Source organism: Planomicrobium sp. CPCC 101110 (assembly GCF_007859395.1).
Classification (GTDB): domain Bacteria; phylum Bacillota; class Bacilli; order Bacillales_A; family Planococcaceae; genus Planococcus.
On the sequence record NZ_VOHD01000003.1, the window covers coordinates 1,387,699 to 1,405,506 of the forward strand.

Annotated in this window: 14 protein-coding genes; all 14 read left to right on the forward strand. The window is 46.7% G+C overall.

Annotated elements, in window-relative coordinates; genetic code table 11:
- Positions 1 to 137 precede the first annotated feature (137 nt).
- Positions 138 to 1,841: a proline--tRNA ligase gene (locus FQV30_RS06750; protein ID WP_146499329.1), complete on the forward strand. Its 1,704-nt coding sequence runs from the start codon at positions 138 to 140 to the stop codon at positions 1,839 to 1,841.
- A gap of 183 nt (positions 1,842 to 2,024) precedes the next feature.
- Positions 2,025 to 6,332, forward strand: a complete 4,308-nt coding sequence (locus FQV30_RS06755) for a PolC-type DNA polymerase III (RefSeq protein WP_146499330.1) — start codon at positions 2,025 to 2,027, stop codon at positions 6,330 to 6,332.
- 250 nt (positions 6,333 to 6,582) lie between these two features.
- Entirely contained in the window at positions 6,583 to 7,083 is a 501-nt protein-coding gene (gene rimP / locus FQV30_RS06760; protein WP_146499331.1) for a ribosome maturation factor RimP, read from the forward strand.
- A gap of 7 nt (positions 7,084 to 7,090) precedes the next feature.
- Positions 7,091 to 8,221 (forward strand): transcription termination factor NusA, encoded by a 1,131-nt coding sequence (gene nusA / locus FQV30_RS06765; RefSeq protein ID WP_146499332.1) that lies wholly within the window; start codon positions 7,091 to 7,093, stop codon positions 8,219 to 8,221.
- Between the two features lie 20 nt (positions 8,222 to 8,241).
- Positions 8,242 to 8,520: an RNase P modulator RnpM gene (gene rnpM / locus FQV30_RS06770; protein WP_146499333.1), complete on the forward strand. Its 279-nt coding sequence runs from the start codon at positions 8,242 to 8,244 to the stop codon at positions 8,518 to 8,520.
- Positions 8,520 to 8,837 carry a YlxQ family RNA-binding protein gene (locus FQV30_RS06775; protein WP_146499334.1) on the forward strand — a complete coding sequence of 106 codons (318 nt, stop codon included), beginning with the start codon at positions 8,520 to 8,522 and terminating at the stop codon, positions 8,835 to 8,837. The genes rnpM and FQV30_RS06775 overlap by 1 nt, the downstream gene beginning before the upstream one ends.
- Positions 8,838 to 8,841: 4 nt before the next feature.
- Positions 8,842 to 11,127 (forward strand): translation initiation factor IF-2, encoded by a 2,286-nt coding sequence (infB, locus tag FQV30_RS06780; protein ID WP_146499335.1) that lies wholly within the window; start codon positions 8,842 to 8,844, stop codon positions 11,125 to 11,127.
- On the forward strand, positions 11,124 to 11,402 hold the full coding sequence (locus tag FQV30_RS06785; RefSeq protein ID WP_146499336.1) for a DUF503 domain-containing protein: 279 nt from the start codon (positions 11,124 to 11,126) through the stop codon (positions 11,400 to 11,402). The genes infB and FQV30_RS06785 overlap by 4 nt, the downstream gene beginning before the upstream one ends.
- An 18-nt stretch (positions 11,403 to 11,420) precedes the next feature.
- Positions 11,421 to 11,789: a 30S ribosome-binding factor RbfA gene (rbfA, locus tag FQV30_RS06790; protein ID WP_146499337.1), complete on the forward strand. Its 369-nt coding sequence runs from the start codon at positions 11,421 to 11,423 to the stop codon at positions 11,787 to 11,789.
- Positions 11,790 to 11,859: 70 nt separating this feature from the next.
- Positions 11,860 to 12,789: a tRNA pseudouridine(55) synthase TruB gene (truB, locus tag FQV30_RS06795; protein ID WP_146499338.1), complete on the forward strand. Its 930-nt coding sequence runs from the start codon at positions 11,860 to 11,862 to the stop codon at positions 12,787 to 12,789.
- Between the two features lies 1 nt (position 12,790).
- The gene (ribF, locus tag FQV30_RS06800; protein WP_146499339.1) at positions 12,791 to 13,741 is read left to right on the forward strand and encodes a riboflavin biosynthesis protein RibF; all 951 of its coding nucleotides are present in this window, start codon (positions 12,791 to 12,793) and stop codon (positions 13,739 to 13,741) included.
- Between the two features lie 135 nt (positions 13,742 to 13,876).
- Entirely contained in the window at positions 13,877 to 14,146 is a 270-nt protein-coding gene (gene rpsO, locus FQV30_RS06805; protein WP_146495365.1) for a 30S ribosomal protein S15, read from the forward strand.
- 148 nt (positions 14,147 to 14,294) lie between these two features.
- A complete protein-coding gene (gene pnp / locus FQV30_RS06810; protein WP_146499340.1) occupies positions 14,295 to 16,409 on the forward strand; it encodes a polyribonucleotide nucleotidyltransferase in 2,115 nt (704 codons plus the stop codon).
- A gap of 64 nt (positions 16,410 to 16,473) precedes the next feature.
- Positions 16,474 to 17,700, forward strand: coding sequence for a M16 family metallopeptidase (locus tag FQV30_RS06815; RefSeq protein ID WP_146499341.1), 1,227 nt, complete (start codon positions 16,474 to 16,476; stop codon positions 17,698 to 17,700).
- The last annotated feature ends 108 nt before the right edge of the window (positions 17,701 to 17,808 follow it).

Below are 17,808 nucleotides of genomic sequence, written 5' to 3' on the forward strand. Positions count from 1 at the left end.
GGCAAGCTAGGCGCCTCTCTTTGCCCGTGAATGTTGCGGGCTTGAAAAGATGGCGCCTTTGCAATTCCTGCCATATTCCGGCGGGAACTATGGCATTTCTGCAATAAAAAATAATAGTCAGTTGAGGTGTATTTGGAATGAAACAATCAGCAACTTTTATCCCGACATTAAGAGAAACGCCGGCCGATGCGGAAGTTAAGTCGCATCAGCTGTTATTGCGGGCCGGATTTATCCGCCAAAACACGAGCGGCATTTATTCGTTTCTGCCGCTTGGAAAACGTGTCCTCCAAAAGGTGGAGACAGTTATCCGCGAAGAAATGGAAGCCGTAAACAGCGTGGAAGTTTTTCTTCCAGCTATGCAGCAAGCGGAGCTATGGCAAGAAACGGGCCGTTGGTATTCATACGGCGATGAATTGATGCGCTTGAAAGACCGGAATGGACGCGAGTTCGCTCTTGGCGCAACGCACGAAGAAGTGATCACAAGCTTGTTGCGTGACGAAATCAAGTCTTATAAAAAGTTGCCGCTTAATTTATTTCAAATCCAATCGAAATTCAGAGATGAAAAACGCCCGCGTTTCGGATTGCTTCGCGGCCGGGAATTTTTGATGAAAGACGCATATTCTTTCCACGCAACTCCGGAAAGCCTGGATGAAACATACAACGACATGATGCAGGCTTATACCAACATTTTCACTCGTCTTGGCTTGAATTTCCGGGCGGTTATCGCGGATTCTGGCGCAATTGGCGGAAAAGACAATCATGAATTCATGGTGTTGTCGGAAATCGGGGAAGATACCATCGCTTATTCGGATGCATCCCCTTATGCAGCCAATATCGAAATGGCGGCAGTCAATACAGAGTATCCGGCACCATCAGAAACGCCGAAAGAAATGGAAAAAGTTGAAACCCCTGGCCACAAGACCATTGCCCAAGTTGCTGAATTCTTAGGAACTGCTGCTGACCAGTGCATCAAGACTCTTGTTTTCAAGGCAGATGAAGAACTAGTGGTTGTCTTGTCGCGCGGCGACCATGACATCAACGAAGTGAAAGTCAAGCATGCTACAGGCGCCAAGATGGTGGAACTTGCGACTCCGGAAGAAGTGAAAGAACTGCTGGCTTGTGATATCGGTTCAATCGGGCCGGTGAACTTGCCGCCTTCAATCCGGGTCTTTGCAGACCATGCCATCAACACCATTGCAAACGGTGTGGCTGGAGCAAATGAAGAAGGATTCCATTTTGTCAATGTAACTCCTGGCCAAGATTTTTCAGTTGAAGCATACGCAGACCTCCGTTTTGTGCAAGAAGGAGATCCATCTCCTGACGGTGAAGGGACAATCCGCTTTGCCAAAGGAATCGAAGTAGGGCATATCTTCAAACTCGGAACAAGATACAGCGAGGACATGAAAGCGACTTTCTTGAATGACCAAGGCAGAGCGATGCCTTACATTATGGGTTGCTATGGCATCGGCGTTTCCCGCGTTATGGCCGCTGTTGCTGAGCAATTCCAGGATGATAATGGATTCACATGGCCGGACGCGATTGCGCCTTATGAAGTCCATATCGTTCCTGTCAATATGAAAGATGAAACGCAGCGTGAACTTGGACAGGATTTATATAAACTGCTTCAATCCAACCGCTATGAAGTGCTTCTTGACGACCGTACAGAGCGTGCCGGGGTTAAATTTGCCGATGCTGATTTGATCGGCTTGCCGCTACGCATCACTGTCGGAAAAAAAGCTGCCGAAGGAATTTTGGAAGTGAAAAACCGCAAGACTGGCGAGACTTTTGAGTGGAAGCAAGATGAATTGCTTGAACAAGTGCAGCAATTCTTTAAAAAATAATCGCAAAATCTGATATGATAGAAAGGAAAGTACTCGTGTACTTTCCTTTCTTTTTCTTCTGCTTTGAGATTGACTATGTTGATATTTCTTTAAGGAATACTGAGCAAAAAGCTTCAACAAGGTTGTTTTGCAAAGAATCTCCACCATTCCTTTATTTTAAATACTGTTACGAAGGGGATAATTATGACCAACCAGCAAGATTCTAAGATGCGATTCAAACTCCTTCTTCAGCATCTCGACTTAACGGACGATGTACATATGCCCTTTTTTGAAGAGGCTGAATTGACACGGATGACCGTCCATAAAAAAGAGCGGACATGGCGATTTATCGTAAAGTTGAATCAGGTGCTGCCGCTGCAATTGTATCTTTTGCTTAAAGAGAGGCTTCATGCCACTTTTTCACCTATAGCTTCGATTCAACTGAACATTGAATGTGAAGAGGCCAACACCGACAGCCAGCTGATCCAGGATTACTGGAAGCATGTGGTTGATGAATTGTCAGACATGGCGCCGCCGCTTCGCGAACGTTTGCTTACACAAGCCCCCTCCTGGAGCGGCAGCAAGTTATTGCTGAAATGCGGACATGAGCATGAAATGATGGCGCTGAAATCAAAATACAGCGAAAAGTTGGCGGCTGTATACCAGCAATTCGGCTTTCCGCCCCTTGCGATTGACTTCCAGCTTTCCGCAGAAAACCAAGAAGAAGCGCATAACGCTTTTATGGAAGAACGCCGCTTGCAGGAAGAAGAAATGGCGAAGAAAGCACTTGCGGATATGAAAAAGAGAGAAACAGACCGCAAGGAAAATGGCGCACCTGTAGGCCCGTTCCAGATGGGGATTGCCATCAAACCGGATGAAAAAATATTCGAGATCCAGTCGATTGTGGACGAAGAACGCCGTGTGACGATCGAGGGTTATGTGTTTGACGTAGAAGTAAAAGAACTTCGGAGCGGGCGTTCACTGCTGACTGTGAAAATGACGGATTACACCGATTCCATCCTGGTGAAGATGTTCTCCCGCGACAAAGAGGATGCAGAATTGATGGCCAATGTAAAAAAAGGCATGTGGCTGAAGGCTCGAGGCTCCATTCAAATGGATACGTTCGTCCGTGATTTGGTCATGATGGCGCAAGATATGGCTGAGATCAAACCGGAACTCCGCCGGGATACGGCAGAAGAAAAACGGGTAGAGCTGCATCTTCACACACCTATGAGCGCAATGGACGCTGTTTCATCAGTGGATTCGCTCGTAGCCCAGGCGGCTAAATGGGGCCATCCGGCAATTGCGATAACAGATCACTCAGGTGTGCAGTCGTTCCCGGATGCCTATTCCGCCAGCAAAAAGCACGGCATCAAGGCGATTTTCGGTTTGGAAGCCAACCTTGTGGATGATGGAGTGCCTATTGCATATGAAGAACGGCATGTACTGCTCGAAGAAGAAACATTTGTTGTATTCGACTTGGAAACAACCGGATTGTCCGCAGTTTACGACACAATCATTGAACTTGCGGCCGTGAAGATCAAAGGCGGCCAAATCATCGATAAGTTTGAAAGTTTTGCGAACCCGCATCATCCGTTGTCTGCAACGACAATCGACCTTACCGGCATTACGGATGATATGGTGAAAAATGCACCGGAAGTGGAAGAAGTTATCCGCAACTACCATGAATGGGCAGGCGACCATATCATGGTTGCCCACAACGCTTCGTTTGATATGGGGTTCTTGTATGTTGCTTATAAGAAATACGGGATTGATAAAAAGCACGCAACGATCGATACACTCGAGCTTGCCCGTATGCTTCACCCAGAACTGAAAAATCACCGGTTGAATACACTTGCAAAAAAATTCGGCATTGAATTGACTCAGCATCACCGGGCAATTTACGATACGGAAGCAACTTCTTATTTGCTGACCCATCTGCTAAAAGAAGCGTACCAAAAAGGCATCCTGTATCATGACCAAATAAACGACCATGTAGGAAGCGGAGATTCCTATAAACGGGCGCGCCCTACGCATTGTACGCTGCTGGCTCAAAATGATGAAGGCCTGAAAAATTTGTTCAAGCTTGTATCGGCTTCCCATATCGATTATTTCTACCGGGTACCGCGCATCCCCCGGTCGCTTTTGCAGCGCCACCGCAAAGGGCTGCTGGTCGGGTCTGGCTGCGACAAAGGGGAAGTTTTTGAAGCGGTCATGCAAAAGTCGATGGAAGAAGTCGAAAAGACGGCCCAGTTCTATGATTATCTTGAAGTGCATCCAAAAGAAGTGTATTCGCATCTCATCGAACGGGAGCTGATACGCGATGAATGGAATTTGGAAGACGTCATCCGGAAACTTGTCAAAGTAAGCCGTAAATTGGAGCTGCCGCTTGTCGCAACCGGAAACGTCCATTACTTGGATGAAAACGACGGCATTTTCCGCCAAGTGCTTATCGGCTCCCAAGGCGGGGCCAATCCATTGAACCGCCACAAATTGCCGAAAGTCCATTTCAGAACGACCGATGAAATGCTCGAAGCATTCGACTTTTTAGGAGCGGAAACAGCGCACGAAATCGTTGTGAAAAATTCAAACAAAATTGCGGATATGATTGAGACCGTCAAGCCGATCAAAGACGATCTGTATACGCCGAAGATTGAAGGCGCGGATGAAGAAGTGCGTGAATTGAGTTACCAAATGGCCCATAGAATCTACGGTTCGCAGCTTCCGGAAATTGTTGAAGCGCGTATCGAAAAAGAGCTGAAATCGATTATCGGGCACGGATTTGCGGTGATTTACTTGATTTCACATAAACTTGTAAAAAAATCATTGGATGACGGCTATTTGGTTGGTTCGCGGGGATCAGTCGGCTCGTCGCTTGTTGCGACACTGACTGAAATCACAGAAGTAAATCCGCTGCCGCCGCATTATATATGCCCGCAGTGCAAGAAGTCCGAGTTCTTTGATGATGGTTCTGTCGGATCCGGATTTGATTTGAAAGACAAAGATTGCCCGGATTGCGGCATCCCATATAAAAAAGAAGGGCAGGACATTCCGTTTGAAACGTTCCTTGGCTTTAAAGGGGACAAAGTTCCCGATATCGACTTGAACTTCAGCGGTGAATACCAGGCGCATGCCCATAACTACACAAAGGAACTTTTCGGAGAAGATAATGTTTTCCGGGCGGGCACAATCGGCACAGTAGCGGAAAAAACCGCATATGGCTATGTGCGCGGCTATGCGAATGACCATAATTTGACCATCCGCGGAGCGGAAGTCGACCGGCTGGTGCAAGGTTGTTCCGGCGTTAAACGGAGCACCGGGCAGCATCCGGGCGGAATTATCGTTGTTCCGGATTATATGGACATCTATGATTTTTCGCCGATCCAGTTTCCTGCAGACGCGCAGGATTCCGAATGGAAAACGACGCATTTTGATTTCCATTCGATCCATGACAACCTCTTGAAGCTCGATATTCTCGGACACGATGATCCGACGGTCATCCGGATGCTGCAGGATTTGTCAGGAATCGACCCGAAAACCATCCCGACGGACGATCCGGAAGTCATGAAGATTTTCTCCGGCACCGAATCACTCGGCGTGACGGAAAAGCAGATCGGCTGTAAAACCGGTACGCTCGGCATCCCGGAATTTGGTACCCGCTTTGTCCGCCAAATGCTTGAAGAAACAAAACCGACAACATTTTCCGAACTTGTCCAGATTTCAGGCTTGTCCCACGGGACGGACGTTTGGCTCAGCAATGCGCAGGAACTGATCCAAAATGGCACATGCCAGCTGTCCGACGTAATCGGCTGCCGTGATGACATCATGGTTTACTTGATCTATCAGGGGCTGGAGTCTTCCCTGGCCTTCAAAATCATGGAGTCGGTGCGGAAAGGTAAAGGGCTGACACCTGAAATGGAAGAAGCGATGAAAAAAGAAGGCGTTCCGAATTGGTATATCGAGTCATGCAAAAAGATCAAGTACATGTTCCCGAAAGCCCACGCTGCCGCTTACGTTTTGATGGCAGTGCGCATCGCTTACTTTAAAGTGCATTTTCCGATTCTGTACTATGCTGCTTATTTCACAGTCCGGGCGGAAGATTTTGACGTCAACGCCATGGCGAAAGGTTCGCATTCAATCAAAGCGAAAGTCGACGAAATCAACGCCAAAGGCCTGGAAGCGTCGACGAAAGAGAAAAACTTGCTGACGGTCATGGAGCTGGCGCTTGAAATGGTTGAACGCGGCTATACATTCCAAAAAGTCGATTTGTATAAATCGTCGGCCGATCAATTCATCATCGAAGGCAAAACCTTGATTCCGCCGTTCAATGCCATCCCTGGCCTTGGAACAAACGCAGCGAAGTCGATCGTTGCTGCACGCGAACACGGGACGTTCCTGTCGAAGGAAGATCTACAGCAGCGCGGCCGTGTTTCGAAAACGATTATTGAATACATGGATGATCATGGTTGCCTGGAAGGCATGCCGGATGCAAATCAGCTGTCCCTGTTCTAGCCGTTTGCATTATGCCGGGCTTTATGGTATTATTGTAATAACATTTATTGATAGCTCTGTCGCAGAAGAGTGGGATTTCCCGCTCTTTTCTGTTGTTATGGCATAAAGTGAAACTCTTTTCAGTGGAAATTATCCTATTTCCCACTGAGCGGCAGTTGAACAAATTGGGCTTTTACGGTCAGGCCGCCAGCTTATGAAAGTTGGAGGGCTACTGTTCGTCGAAGCGGGATAAAATTGGCAGGAGGCATGTATGAGCAAAATTACAGAAACCGTCGAACAAATCGCTCAGCCGATCATCGACGAACTAAATTTGGAATTGGTTGACGTAGAATTTTTGAAAGAAGGGCGCAATTGGTTTTTGCGTGTATATGTAGATAACCCGGAAGCTCCCATCGACATTGACCAATGCGCATTGGTCAGTGAGAAGCTGAGTGAAGTGCTGGACAAGCAAGACCCGATTGAGCAGAACTACTTTTTGGAAGTTTCTTCACCTGGTGCAGAACGGCCATTGAAGAAAGAAAAAGACTTCGCAAAAGCTCTTGGGCGTTACATTTACATCAAAACCTATGAGCCGATTGAAGGTTTGAAAGAGTTTGAAGGCTATTTGATTTCTTACACCGATAAAGAAGTTGAAGTCGAGATCAAGATTAAAACAAGAAGAAAAACGATCGTGGTTGAAAGACAGAAAATAGCAGTCATCCGGCTTGCCATTGATTTTTCTGCAAAACCTGATTTAAGAACTTGGGAGTGAATAAAAGATGAGCAGTGAGTTATTAGATGCTTTAGATGCATTAGAGAAACAAAAAGGGATTTCACGCGATGTTTTGATTGAAGCGATTGAAGCGGCTTTGGTAACTGCGTACAAACGCAATTTCAATCAAGCGCAAAATGTGCGGGTCGATTTGAATTTGAACACGGGCACAATGCTTGTATACTCCCGTAAAGATGTAGTAGAAGAAGTGGAAGATGAACGCCTGCAAATTTCCCTGGAAGATGCACAAGCGATCAACCCTGCTTATGAAGTCGGCGATGTAGTGGAAGAAGAAGTGACGCCTCGCAACTTCGGCCGCATTGCTGCGCAAACAGCCAAGCAAGTGGTCACTCAACGGGTGAGAGAAGCTGAACGCGGTTTAATCTTTGAAGAATTCGTCGACCGCGCTGATGATATCGTCAACGGGATTGTCGAGCGTTTGGATGCGCGCAACTTGTATGTTGGCTTAGGCAAAGTGGAGGCGGTTCTGCCCCAAACTGAGCAGATGCCGAACGAATCTTACCAGCCGCACGACCGCATTAAAGTTTATATCACGAAAGTGGAGCGCACAACACGCGGGCCGCAGGTATTCGTGTCTCGCACCCATCCCGGCCTATTGCGCCGCCTTTTTGAAACAGAAGTGCCAGAAATCTATGATGGCATCGTCGAAATCAAATCGATAGCACGCGAAGCTGGAGACCGTTCTAAAATTTCGGTTGTTGCACACCGTGACGATATAGACCCGGTAGGATCTTGTGTAGGAGCTAAAGGCGCCCGTGTCCAAACGATTGTCAATGAACTCCATGGCGAAAAGATCGATATTGTTGAATGGTCTGAAGAGCCGGTTGTTTTTGTTGCTAACGCACTTAGCCCGTCCAAAGTTTTGGATGTGCAGGTCAATGAAGAAGAAAAATCGACGACAGTGGTCGTTCCGGACTACCAATTATCGCTTGCAATCGGTAAACGCGGCCAAAACGCGCGTCTGGCTGCGAAGCTGACTGGCTGGAAAATTGATATCAAGAGCGAGACAGATGCCCGCGAAATGGGCATTTATCCGAATCCGAACGCTAGCATTGAACTAGTGGAATCAGATGAAGAAGAACTTGACGACTTTGATTTTTACGGGGAAAAAGAATAACAGAGAAAAGGTGATGTCCGGTGGCTCTGCAAAAGAAAATTCCGCTTCGGAAATGCGTAGCAACAGGCGAGATGCATCCTAAAAAAGAAATGATCCGCGTAGTCCGTTCCAAAGAAGGCGAAGTGTTTGTCGACTTGACCGGAAAGAAATCAGGCCGCGGAGCGTATGTCTCCAAGACAGAAGAAGCCATCGCGGTTGCACGCAAAAAGAAAGTGCTTGAAAATCAACTGGAAGTGAAAATTCCGGAAGAAATATATGATGAATTGATTCGCGTCGTTCTTAGAGAGCAGCTGAAATAATGATCAAACAAAAGATTCTTCAATTTTTGGGTTTAGCTACGCGCGCCAGAATGACCGTGACCGGGGAAGAACTGGTAGTCAATGAAGTGCGCAGAGGAAACGCAAAAATGGTCATATTGGCAGAAGATGCTTCAGCCAATACGAACAAGAAATTGCATGATAAATGCAAAACATACGGTGTCGCAGTGCACGTTTTTGGCACAAGGTTTGAACTTGGCCAAGCAATCGGCAAAGATGAACGAGTCGTTATCGCAATAACAGATGCAGGATTTGCTAAAAAATTGACTAGCTTATTCGACGAAAATAACCGGGGGTGAGCAGATGACCAATATTCGAGTACACGAATACGCCAAAAAAGTAAACAAGCCGAGCAAAGAGATCATTCAAGAGTTATCCAAGCTGAACATTGAAGCGGCAAACCATATGGCTCCATTAGAGCCTGCTGCTATTTCAAAATTGGACAGCATTTACAAAAAGCCTGCCAATGGGCAAGGTTTACAAACGCAGACACGCCAACAGCACCAAAGCCAGAACCGTCCTACAGGCGGCGGGAACCGTCCATCACAAGGGCAAAACCGTCCTGCTGGATCCGGACAAGGCAGCCGCCCATCTGGACAGGGGCAGTCACGCCCTGCCGGCTCAGGCCAAGGGCAAAACCGTCCCTCTGGACAGGGTCAGAACCGTCCGACTACGGGATCGAACTTTACGCCGAAAGCGGCAAAACCGACTGCTGGTCCAGGCCAACGCTCCAACAACCGCCCAGGCGGCAACCGCAACAACCAAAACCGCAACAAAAACAGACAGCAGGCACCGGTGAATCCGATGCCGCCAATGCCAAGAAAAGAAAAAGAATTGCCAGCGAAAATCACGTTCTCCGAGTCTTTGACTGTAGCGGAACTGGCGAAAAAATTAGGGCGCGAACCTTCAGAAATCATCAAAAAGCTGTTCATGCTCGGTGTGATGGCGACCATCAACCAAGAGCTGGATAAAGATGCGATTGAATTGGTTTGTGCAGAATACGAAGTGGAAGTTGAAGAAGAAATCTTGATCGATAAAACCGATCTTGAAGTATACTTTGAGCCAGAAGATGAAAAGCTCCAACAAGAACGTCCTCCTGTTGTGACAATCATGGGTCACGTTGACCATGGTAAAACGACATTGCTGGACTCTATCCGCAATACGAAAGTAACTGCAGGCGAAGCAGGCGGCATCACGCAGCATATCGGTGCTTATCAAGTTATGGAAGCCGGCAAGAAAATCACGTTCCTGGATACTCCAGGGCACGCCGCGTTTACGACAATGCGTGCACGCGGAGCAAAAGTCACTGACCTTGCGATTATCGTAGTTGCAGCTGATGATGGCGTTATGCCGCAAACAGTCGAGGCGATCAACCACGCAAAAGCGGCTGAAGTTCCGATCATTATTGCGGTCAACAAAATGGATAAGCCAAGCGCAAATCCGGACCGCGTAATGCAAGAATTGACTGAGCACGGATTAGTTCCGGAAGCTTGGGGCGGCGATACAATTTTCGTTCCGATCTCGGCTTTGAAAGGCGAAGGCATCGATTCGCTTCTTGAAATGATTTTGCTTGTTTCAGAAGTTGGCGAACTCAAAGCGAACCCTGCGCGGCGTGCAATTGGTACCGTAATTGAAGCGGAGCTTGACAAAGGCCGCGGCTCGGTAGCTACATTGCTAGTGCAAGATGGTACGCTGAATGTTGGAGATCCGATTGTTGTCGGAAACACTTATGGCCGGGTCCGCGCAATGGTCAATGACCTTGGGCGCCGCGTTAAAGATGCTGGCCCTTCAACACCGGTTGAAATCACAGGATTGAACGATGTTCCTCAAGCAGGAGACCGTTTTGTTGTTTTTGAAGATGAAAAGACAGCGCGCCAAGTGGGCGAAACCCGCGCAGCTTCAGCGCTTCAAGTTCAGCGTTCAGAGAAAACGCGCGTTACGCTTGATAATTTGTTTGACCAGATGAAACAAGGGGAAATGAAAGAACTGAACTTGATTGTTAAAGCTGACGTTCAAGGTTCAGTAGAAGCCATGGCTGCTTCCCTTATGAAAATTGATGTAGAAGGCGTAAATGTGAAAATCATCCACACCGGCGCCGGCGCGATTACCGAATCGGACATTGCCCTTGCCGCTGCGTCCAATGCAATCGTAATCGGCTTTAATGTCCGTCCGGACGTGAACGCGAAGCGTGCTGCAGAAGCTGAAGGCGTTGATATTCGATTGCACCGAATCATTTACAAAGTGATTGAAGAAATCGAATTTGCAATGAAAGGATTGCTTGATCCTGAATTTGAAGAAAAAATCATCGGCCAGGCAGAAGTCCGCAGTACGTTCAAGGTATCGAAAGTTGGTACGATTGCCGGCAGCTATGTGATAGAAGGCAAAATCACAAGAGACAGCGGCGTTCGCGTTATCCGTGAAGGCATTGTTGTTTTCGAAGGTGAAATCGATACGTTGAAACGTTTTAAAGATGACGCTAAAGAAGTTGCTCAAGGATATGAGTGCGGGATTACCATCAAAAACTTCAATGATGTTAAAGAACTGGACATTATTGAAGCTTACGTAATGGAAGAAATCAAACGGAAATGATCGTTTACATGGAATGCGAATTTATCATTCCAACCGCACATTCCTTGAAAGAAAAACGGGCAGTTTTGAAAAGCATGTTAACCCGTTCAAAGCAAAGATTTAACGTTTCCGCGGCGGAAGTCGACCACCAAAATGTATGGCAGCGAACGCGTATCGCTTTTGTCACTGTTTCTTCTTCAAAAGAAATGGCGGATAAAGAAATGGAGCAAGTGCTGCAATACTTGGAAAGCAACCCGGAATGGGAATGTTTAGAGATTCAGAAAGAATATTTGTGAGAACGAGGTGAAAAAGCGATGACGATGCGTTCGAATCGTGTAGGTGAACAAATGAAAAAAGAGTTGAGCGAAATCATCAGCCGCAAACTGAAAGATCCAAGAATCGGTTTTGTAACGGTTACGGATGTTGAAGTGACAGGCGACTTGCAAATGGCTACGGTTTACATCAGCGTTTTAGGTGATGATAAGACAAAAGAGCAGACTTTGCTCGGGTTATCAAAGTCCAAAGGATTTATCCGTTCGGAAATCGGACAACGGATCCGGCTTCGGAAAACTCCGGAATTATCTTTTGAATTTGATACTTCTGTAGCTTATGGCAATCGCATTGACTCTTTGTTGCGCGACATAAAAGAAGAGCCAAAAGAAGAACTTAAAGAAGAAGAATAAAACTTGAGCCTGCAGTCTAGTTTCTTAGATTAGCAGGCTTTTTTTACATAGAGACAAGGGGTTGAAAAGAATGGCGATCAACGGCATCCTGCCATTATGGAAAGAGCGGGGAATGACTTCCCATGACTGCGTATTCAAACTGCGCAAAATCTTAAAGACGAAAAAAGTGGGTCACACAGGTACGTTGGATCCTGAAGTGGACGGAGTTTTGCCGATCTGCATCGGGAATACAACAAAAGTGGCCGAGTACATTACCGACCAGGGAAAAGCCTATGAAGCGGAAGTGACAATCGGCTATTCAACAGAAACAGAAGATGCCACGGGCAATGTGGTGACAACCGACGACAGCGAAAAGCATATTACGAAAGAACAGTTGCTGCGTGTATTCGATGAGTTGACTGGAGAAATCACTCAAATCCCGCCAATGTATTCGGCGGTCAAAGTCAATGGGAAAAAATTGTACGAATATGCCCGCCAAGGCATTCAAGTGGAGCGGCCTGCACGGATTGTCCGCATTGACGGGATTGAACTCTTGGACGACGGACAGGAGTGGACCGGCAAAACAGTGAAATTCAACATCCGGATCCGCTGCGGAAAAGGCACTTATATCCGGACATTGGCTGTTCAAATCGGCCAGGCGCTTGGCTACCCTGCGCACATGTCGAGGCTGACGCGGACCCGTTCAGGGAAATTCAGCCGGGAAGACTGCGTAACACTTGCCGAAGTGGCTGAACTTGCGCAAAATGATAGTGTAGACAGTATCTTGAAGCCGCTTGGTTACGGATTGAGTGCGTTTCCGTTCGTTGAGATCGAAGAGAAGGATGTTTTTGCGCTTCAAAATGGCCAGGTGCTCAAGCGCCATTCCATCCTCGATGAACAGGAATTTGTAGTGTTTACTGTCAAAGGGCAGCCTTTGGCATTATATAAGAAGCATCCTGAAAAAGCGGATAAAATGAAGCCGGAAAAAATGTTCGGCATACCGGCAATTGGCGAGGTGTAAAATGAAAATCTTCTACTTGAACTATCCCAATCAAATGAAGACCGTTGAAGAATTAGGGGCCTTGTCTTTGGCCCTGGGCTTTTTTGACGGTGTACATAAAGGCCATCAGCGCGTCATCGGCGAAGCCATCGAACGGGCGAAGGAATTGGGCATCAAATCAGCGGTTATGACATTTGATCCGCATCCGTCGCTTGTGCTTGGAGGAAGAAAAGAAGAAGTCTTCTATATTACTCCGCTCCAGCAAAAGCTGGAGATTCTGAAAGAAATCGGCGTTGATGTCTGTTTTATCGTGCGTTTCACGTCCGAGTTTGCCAAGTTGACACCTGAGCAGTTTATTCAGCATTTCATCAAAGAATTGAATGTAGTCCACGTAGCGGCCGGATTTGATTTTTCATTTGGAAACTTCGGAAAAGGCAATATGGAAACGATGAAAGAATGCAGCAATGGAACATATACTATCACCGTCATACCGAAGCAAGAAGACGGACAAGAGAAAATCAGCTCGACGCGCATCCGCGGATTGTTGAAAGAAGGCGCTGTCGGGGAAGTTTGCCATCTTCTTGGCCGTCCGTTCCAGATTGTCGGGACAGTCGTCAACGGGGACAAACGCGGACGGACCATCGGCTTTCCGACTGCGAACGTCGAACCCGAACTCGGCACTTTTGTGCCCGGACGCGGCGTTTACGCTGTCCGGATCCGTGTACAGGAAAACTACTATGACGGTGTCTGCAACGTTGGCTACAAACCGACATTCAACAATCCAGACGTGAAAAAGCTGAGCATTGAAGTGTATATTCTCGATTTCAACAAAGACATTTATGGAGAACAAGTGACGGTCGAATGGCATCAGCGGATCCGGGATGAAAAGCGGTTTTCTGGCATCGATGAATTGAAAGCGCAGATCCAGAAGGATAAAGAAACTGCAATCCAGTTTTTCGGCAGCTTAAACTAAGCCGGGCAGTTGATTTTGAAAAAGTGATATGCTATGATTTACAAGTACTTAAAGTACGAACCATTGCTTGGCAATACGAATCACCAACGTTTGCTCGGTAATTGGGGATATTCGAAATTAGGAGGTGGAAACAGTATGGCAATCACTCAAGAGCGTAAAAATGAATTGATCAATGAATTTAAAGTGCACGAAACAGATACTGGATCTGCAGAAATTCAAATCGCCATTCTTACAGAAGACATCAACAACTTGAACGAGCACTTGCGTACTCACAAGAAAGATCACCACTCACGTCGTGGACTTTTCAAAATGGTAGGACGCCGTCGTAACTTGCTTAAATACTTGCGCGAGAACGATGTACAGCGCTACCGTGAGTTAATCTCAAAACTAGGCTTACGCCGATAATAGCAATTAGCAAAAGCGGGACTTGTCCCGCTTTTTCTTTATGCATAAAAGTTTTAACATTCAATCGCACTAAAGGTGCTTTTTTGATACACTACTAAAAGATACATAAAGTAGTTTTTGAAAGATTGTAAGAGAGAGGAGCTCGATTATGGAGCAAACGAAAAAAGTTTATACACTTGATTGGGCAGGCCGCGAATTGCAGGTCGAAGTCGGTCAATTGGCAAAACAGGCAAACGGAGCGGCTTTGATCCGTTATGGCGATACGGCAGTACTTTCTACAGCAACAGCTTCAAAAACCCCTAAAGCTACGGATTTTTTCCCGTTGACAGTAAATTACGAAGAGCGTCTTTATGCGGTAGGTAAAATTCCAGGCGGTTTCATCAAACGTGAAGGGCGCCCATCAGAAAAAGCGACATTGATCAGCCGTCTGATCGACCGTCCGATCCGTCCTTTATTCCCGGATGGCTTCCGCAATGAAGTGCAAGTCATTTCCATGGTGATGTCAGTTGACCAGGATTGCCCTTCTGAAATGGCAGCGATGTTCGGTTCTTCACTTTCCTTGATGATTTCTGATATTCCGTTTGATGGCCCGATTGCAGGTGTCATTGTCGGATTGATCGACGGTGAGTTTATCATCAACCCGACTAACGAACAACTGGAGCAAAGCTCGATCAACTTGACGGTTGCGGGAACAAAAGACGCTATCAACATGGTGGAAGCAGGTGCAAAAGAAGTTTCTGAGGAAACGATTCTAGAAGCCATCATGTTCGGCCATGAAGAAATCAAGAAATTGATCGCTTTCCAGGAAGAAATTGCAGCAGAAGTAGGCAAAGAAAAAACGGAAATCCAACTTTATGAACTAGATGCGGAACTTTCCGAAACAATCAGAGCTGTTGCTGAAACGGATTTGAAAACAGCGGTTCAAGTAAGCGAAAAACAAGCTCGTTCTGAAGCGATCAACGTTGTTAAAGAACGTGTATTGGTGACGTATGAAGACGCTGACGATGACGTGAAAAAACAAGTGAACCAGATTTTGGACAAGATGGTCAAAGAAGAAGTCCGCCGCTTGATCACGGATGAAAAGATCCGTCCGGACGGCCGTACCCCTTCTGAAATCCGTCCATTGTCTTCGGAAGTCGGCATTTTGAACCGTACACATGGTTCTGGATTGTTCACTCGCGGGCAAACCCAGGCAATGAGCATTTGTACGCTTGGCGCTCTTGGCGATGTTCAAATTATTGACGGCCTTGGAATTGAAGAATCCAAGCGCTTTATGCACCATTACAACTTCCCGTTGTTCTCTGTAGGGGAAACCGGTTTTCTTCGAGGCCCTGGCCGACGTGAAATCGGGCATGGTGCTCTTGGGGAACGCGCTCTGGAAGCTGTTATTCCGAACGAAAAAGATTTCCCGTATACAATTCGTCTGGTAGCTGAAGTGCTTGAATCGAACGGTTCAACTTCACAGGCAAGTATTTGTGCTTCAACTTTGGCGATGATGGATGCAGGCGTGCCATTGAAAGCGCCGGTTGCCGGCATTGCCATGGGACTTGTGAAAAAAGGCGACAACTATACAGTGCTTTCGGATATCCAAGGGATGGAAGACCATCTTGGCGATATGGACTTTAAAGTGGCAGGTACTGCAGAGGGGATCACGGCACTTCAAATGGACATCAAAATTGAAGGCCTTTCCCGCGAAATTCTGGAAGAAGCATTGACGCAAGCTCAAATTGGGCGAATTCACATCCTGGAATCGATGTTGGCGACCATTTCTGAACCGCGTGAACGTTTATCGCAATATGCGCCGAAGATTATCATGGTGAAGATCAATCCGGATAAAATCCGTGATGTAATCGGACCTGGCGGTAAAGTCATCAACAAGATCATTGATGAAACCGGCGTCAAAATCGATACGGAGCAAGACGGAACAATCTTCATCTCGTCTGTGAATCAGGATATGAACGAAAAAGCGAAAGCAATGATCGAAAACATCGTGCGTGAAGCAAAAGTCGGCGAATATTATGAAGGCAAAGTAAAACGAATTGAAAAGTTCGGTGCGTTTGTTGAATTGTTCCCTGGCAAAGACGGTCTTCTCCACATTTCTGAAATCCAGGAAGAACGGACAAAAGAAGTGGAAGATGTATTGAAACTGGATGATGTAGTGAAGGTGAAAGTGGTTGAAATTGACCGCCAAGGGCGCGTCAACCTTTCACGGAAAATTGTCTTGAAAGAAGAAAAAGAAGCGGCTGAAAAAGCCAGCCAATAAAATAAAGAAACACGGAAATTGCCAGCTTCTGTTGGCAATTTTTTCGTATAGGAGGACGGTTGGAGTGGTTACAACACATACTTGCGAAAATGGATTGCGCATCGTATCAGAACATATCCCGCATTTTCGCTCGGTTGCCGTCGGTGTTTTCGTAAAAGCGGGATCACGAGATGAATCGCCAGAAGAAAACGGCATTACACATTTTATCGAGCATATGCTATTCAAAGGAACCGAAACGCGTACAGCAAAACAGATAGCCCGCGAATTCGACCGCATCGGCGGGGACATCAACGCTTATACTTCCAAAGAATATACATGCTATTATGCGAAAGTTCTCGACCATCACGCAGAACATGCGGTGCGTGTAATTGCCGACATGTTTTTCAACTCGGTGATGGATCCGGCTGAAATCGACAAGGAAAGGCAAGTGGTTTTGGAAGAGATCAGCATGACCGAAGACATGGCGGATGACGATGTTCATGAACAGCTCTGGAAAGTGATGTATCCGCACCATTCTATCGGCGCGCCCATTTTAGGGACCACCGAAACACTTCCGCGGTTCACCAAAGAAAAGATCAAGGAATTTATGGATCGTTTCTATACGCCGAAGAATACAGTCGTCTCCATAGCGGGCAATATCACGCCGCAATTGATAAAAGTGGCCGAGACTCTTTTTGGTTCTTTCAAAAAAGAGGAAAGCCCAAAAATCCATATGCTGCCTGATTTTTCTTCTGGGTTTTCCTATAAAAACAAAGACACTGAACAAGGCCATCTATGCCTGGGTTATCCGGGACTTTCGTTGAACAATCCGGATATTTATAGCTTATCGGTATTGAACAACATATTAGGGGGTTCAATGTCTTCGCGCTTGTTCCAGGAAATCCGCGAAGAGCGCGGGTTGGCGTATTCGGTATACTCGTACCACTCGGCCTATTCCGATCACGGAACCTTAGCCATATACGGAGGAACCGCTGATGAACAGGTACCGGAACTGCAGGAAGTGATTCTTCAGTCGCTTGAAGAAATGCGTACCCAAGGTTTGGGGGCGGAAGAAGTGACAGATTCCAAGGAACAGCTAAAAGGCAATTTAATGCTTGGCCTTGAAAGCACGAGTTCCCGCATGAGCCGCAATGGCAAGCAGGAATTGATGCTTGGCAGGCACTTGGACTATGATGAAGTATTGGCGCTGATTGACGCGGTGTCACAGGAAAAAGTAGAATCGCTGATGAGCCTGATTGCCGGACAGCCGGCAATCTCCATCATCCGCTCGAAAGAAGCTTCCTCTTTATGAGGAAGCTTCTTTTTTAATCGATTCAATACTGCAGCAGGCTGAATTGTGGTACAATAACGCCAATATCATTGAAGGAGAGAAGCTTGTGAAATCATATAATGTTGCGAT

Excerpts from the sequence above, each read along its gene's own strand:
- nusA (WP_146499332.1), top strand. The coding sequence starts at position 7,091 with ATGAGCAGTGAGTTATTAGATGCTTTAGATGCATTAGAGAAACAAAAA.
- rpsO (WP_146495365.1), top strand. The coding sequence starts at position 13,877 with ATGGCAATCACTCAAGAGCGTAAAAATGAATTGATCAATGAATTTAAA.
- rimP (WP_146499331.1), top strand. The coding sequence starts at position 6,583 with ATGAGCAAAATTACAGAAACCGTCGAACAAATCGCTCAGCCGATCATC.
- FQV30_RS06755 (WP_146499330.1), top strand. The coding sequence starts at position 2,025 with ATGACCAACCAGCAAGATTCTAAGATGCGATTCAAACTCCTTCTTCAG.
- truB (WP_146499338.1), top strand. The coding sequence starts at position 11,860 with ATGGCGATCAACGGCATCCTGCCATTATGGAAAGAGCGGGGAATGACT.
- FQV30_RS06785 (WP_146499336.1), top strand. The coding sequence starts at position 11,124 with ATGATCGTTTACATGGAATGCGAATTTATCATTCCAACCGCACATTCC.
- FQV30_RS06750 (WP_146499329.1), top strand. The coding sequence starts at position 138 with ATGAAACAATCAGCAACTTTTATCCCGACATTAAGAGAAACGCCGGCC.
- pnp (WP_146499340.1), top strand. The coding sequence starts at position 14,295 with ATGGAGCAAACGAAAAAAGTTTATACACTTGATTGGGCAGGCCGCGAA.
- FQV30_RS06775 (WP_146499334.1), top strand. The coding sequence starts at position 8,520 with ATGATCAAACAAAAGATTCTTCAATTTTTGGGTTTAGCTACGCGCGCC.
- ribF (WP_146499339.1), top strand. The coding sequence starts at position 12,791 with ATGAAAATCTTCTACTTGAACTATCCCAATCAAATGAAGACCGTTGAA.
- infB (WP_146499335.1), top strand. The coding sequence starts at position 8,842 with ATGACCAATATTCGAGTACACGAATACGCCAAAAAAGTAAACAAGCCG.
- rbfA (WP_146499337.1), top strand. The coding sequence starts at position 11,421 with ATGACGATGCGTTCGAATCGTGTAGGTGAACAAATGAAAAAAGAGTTG.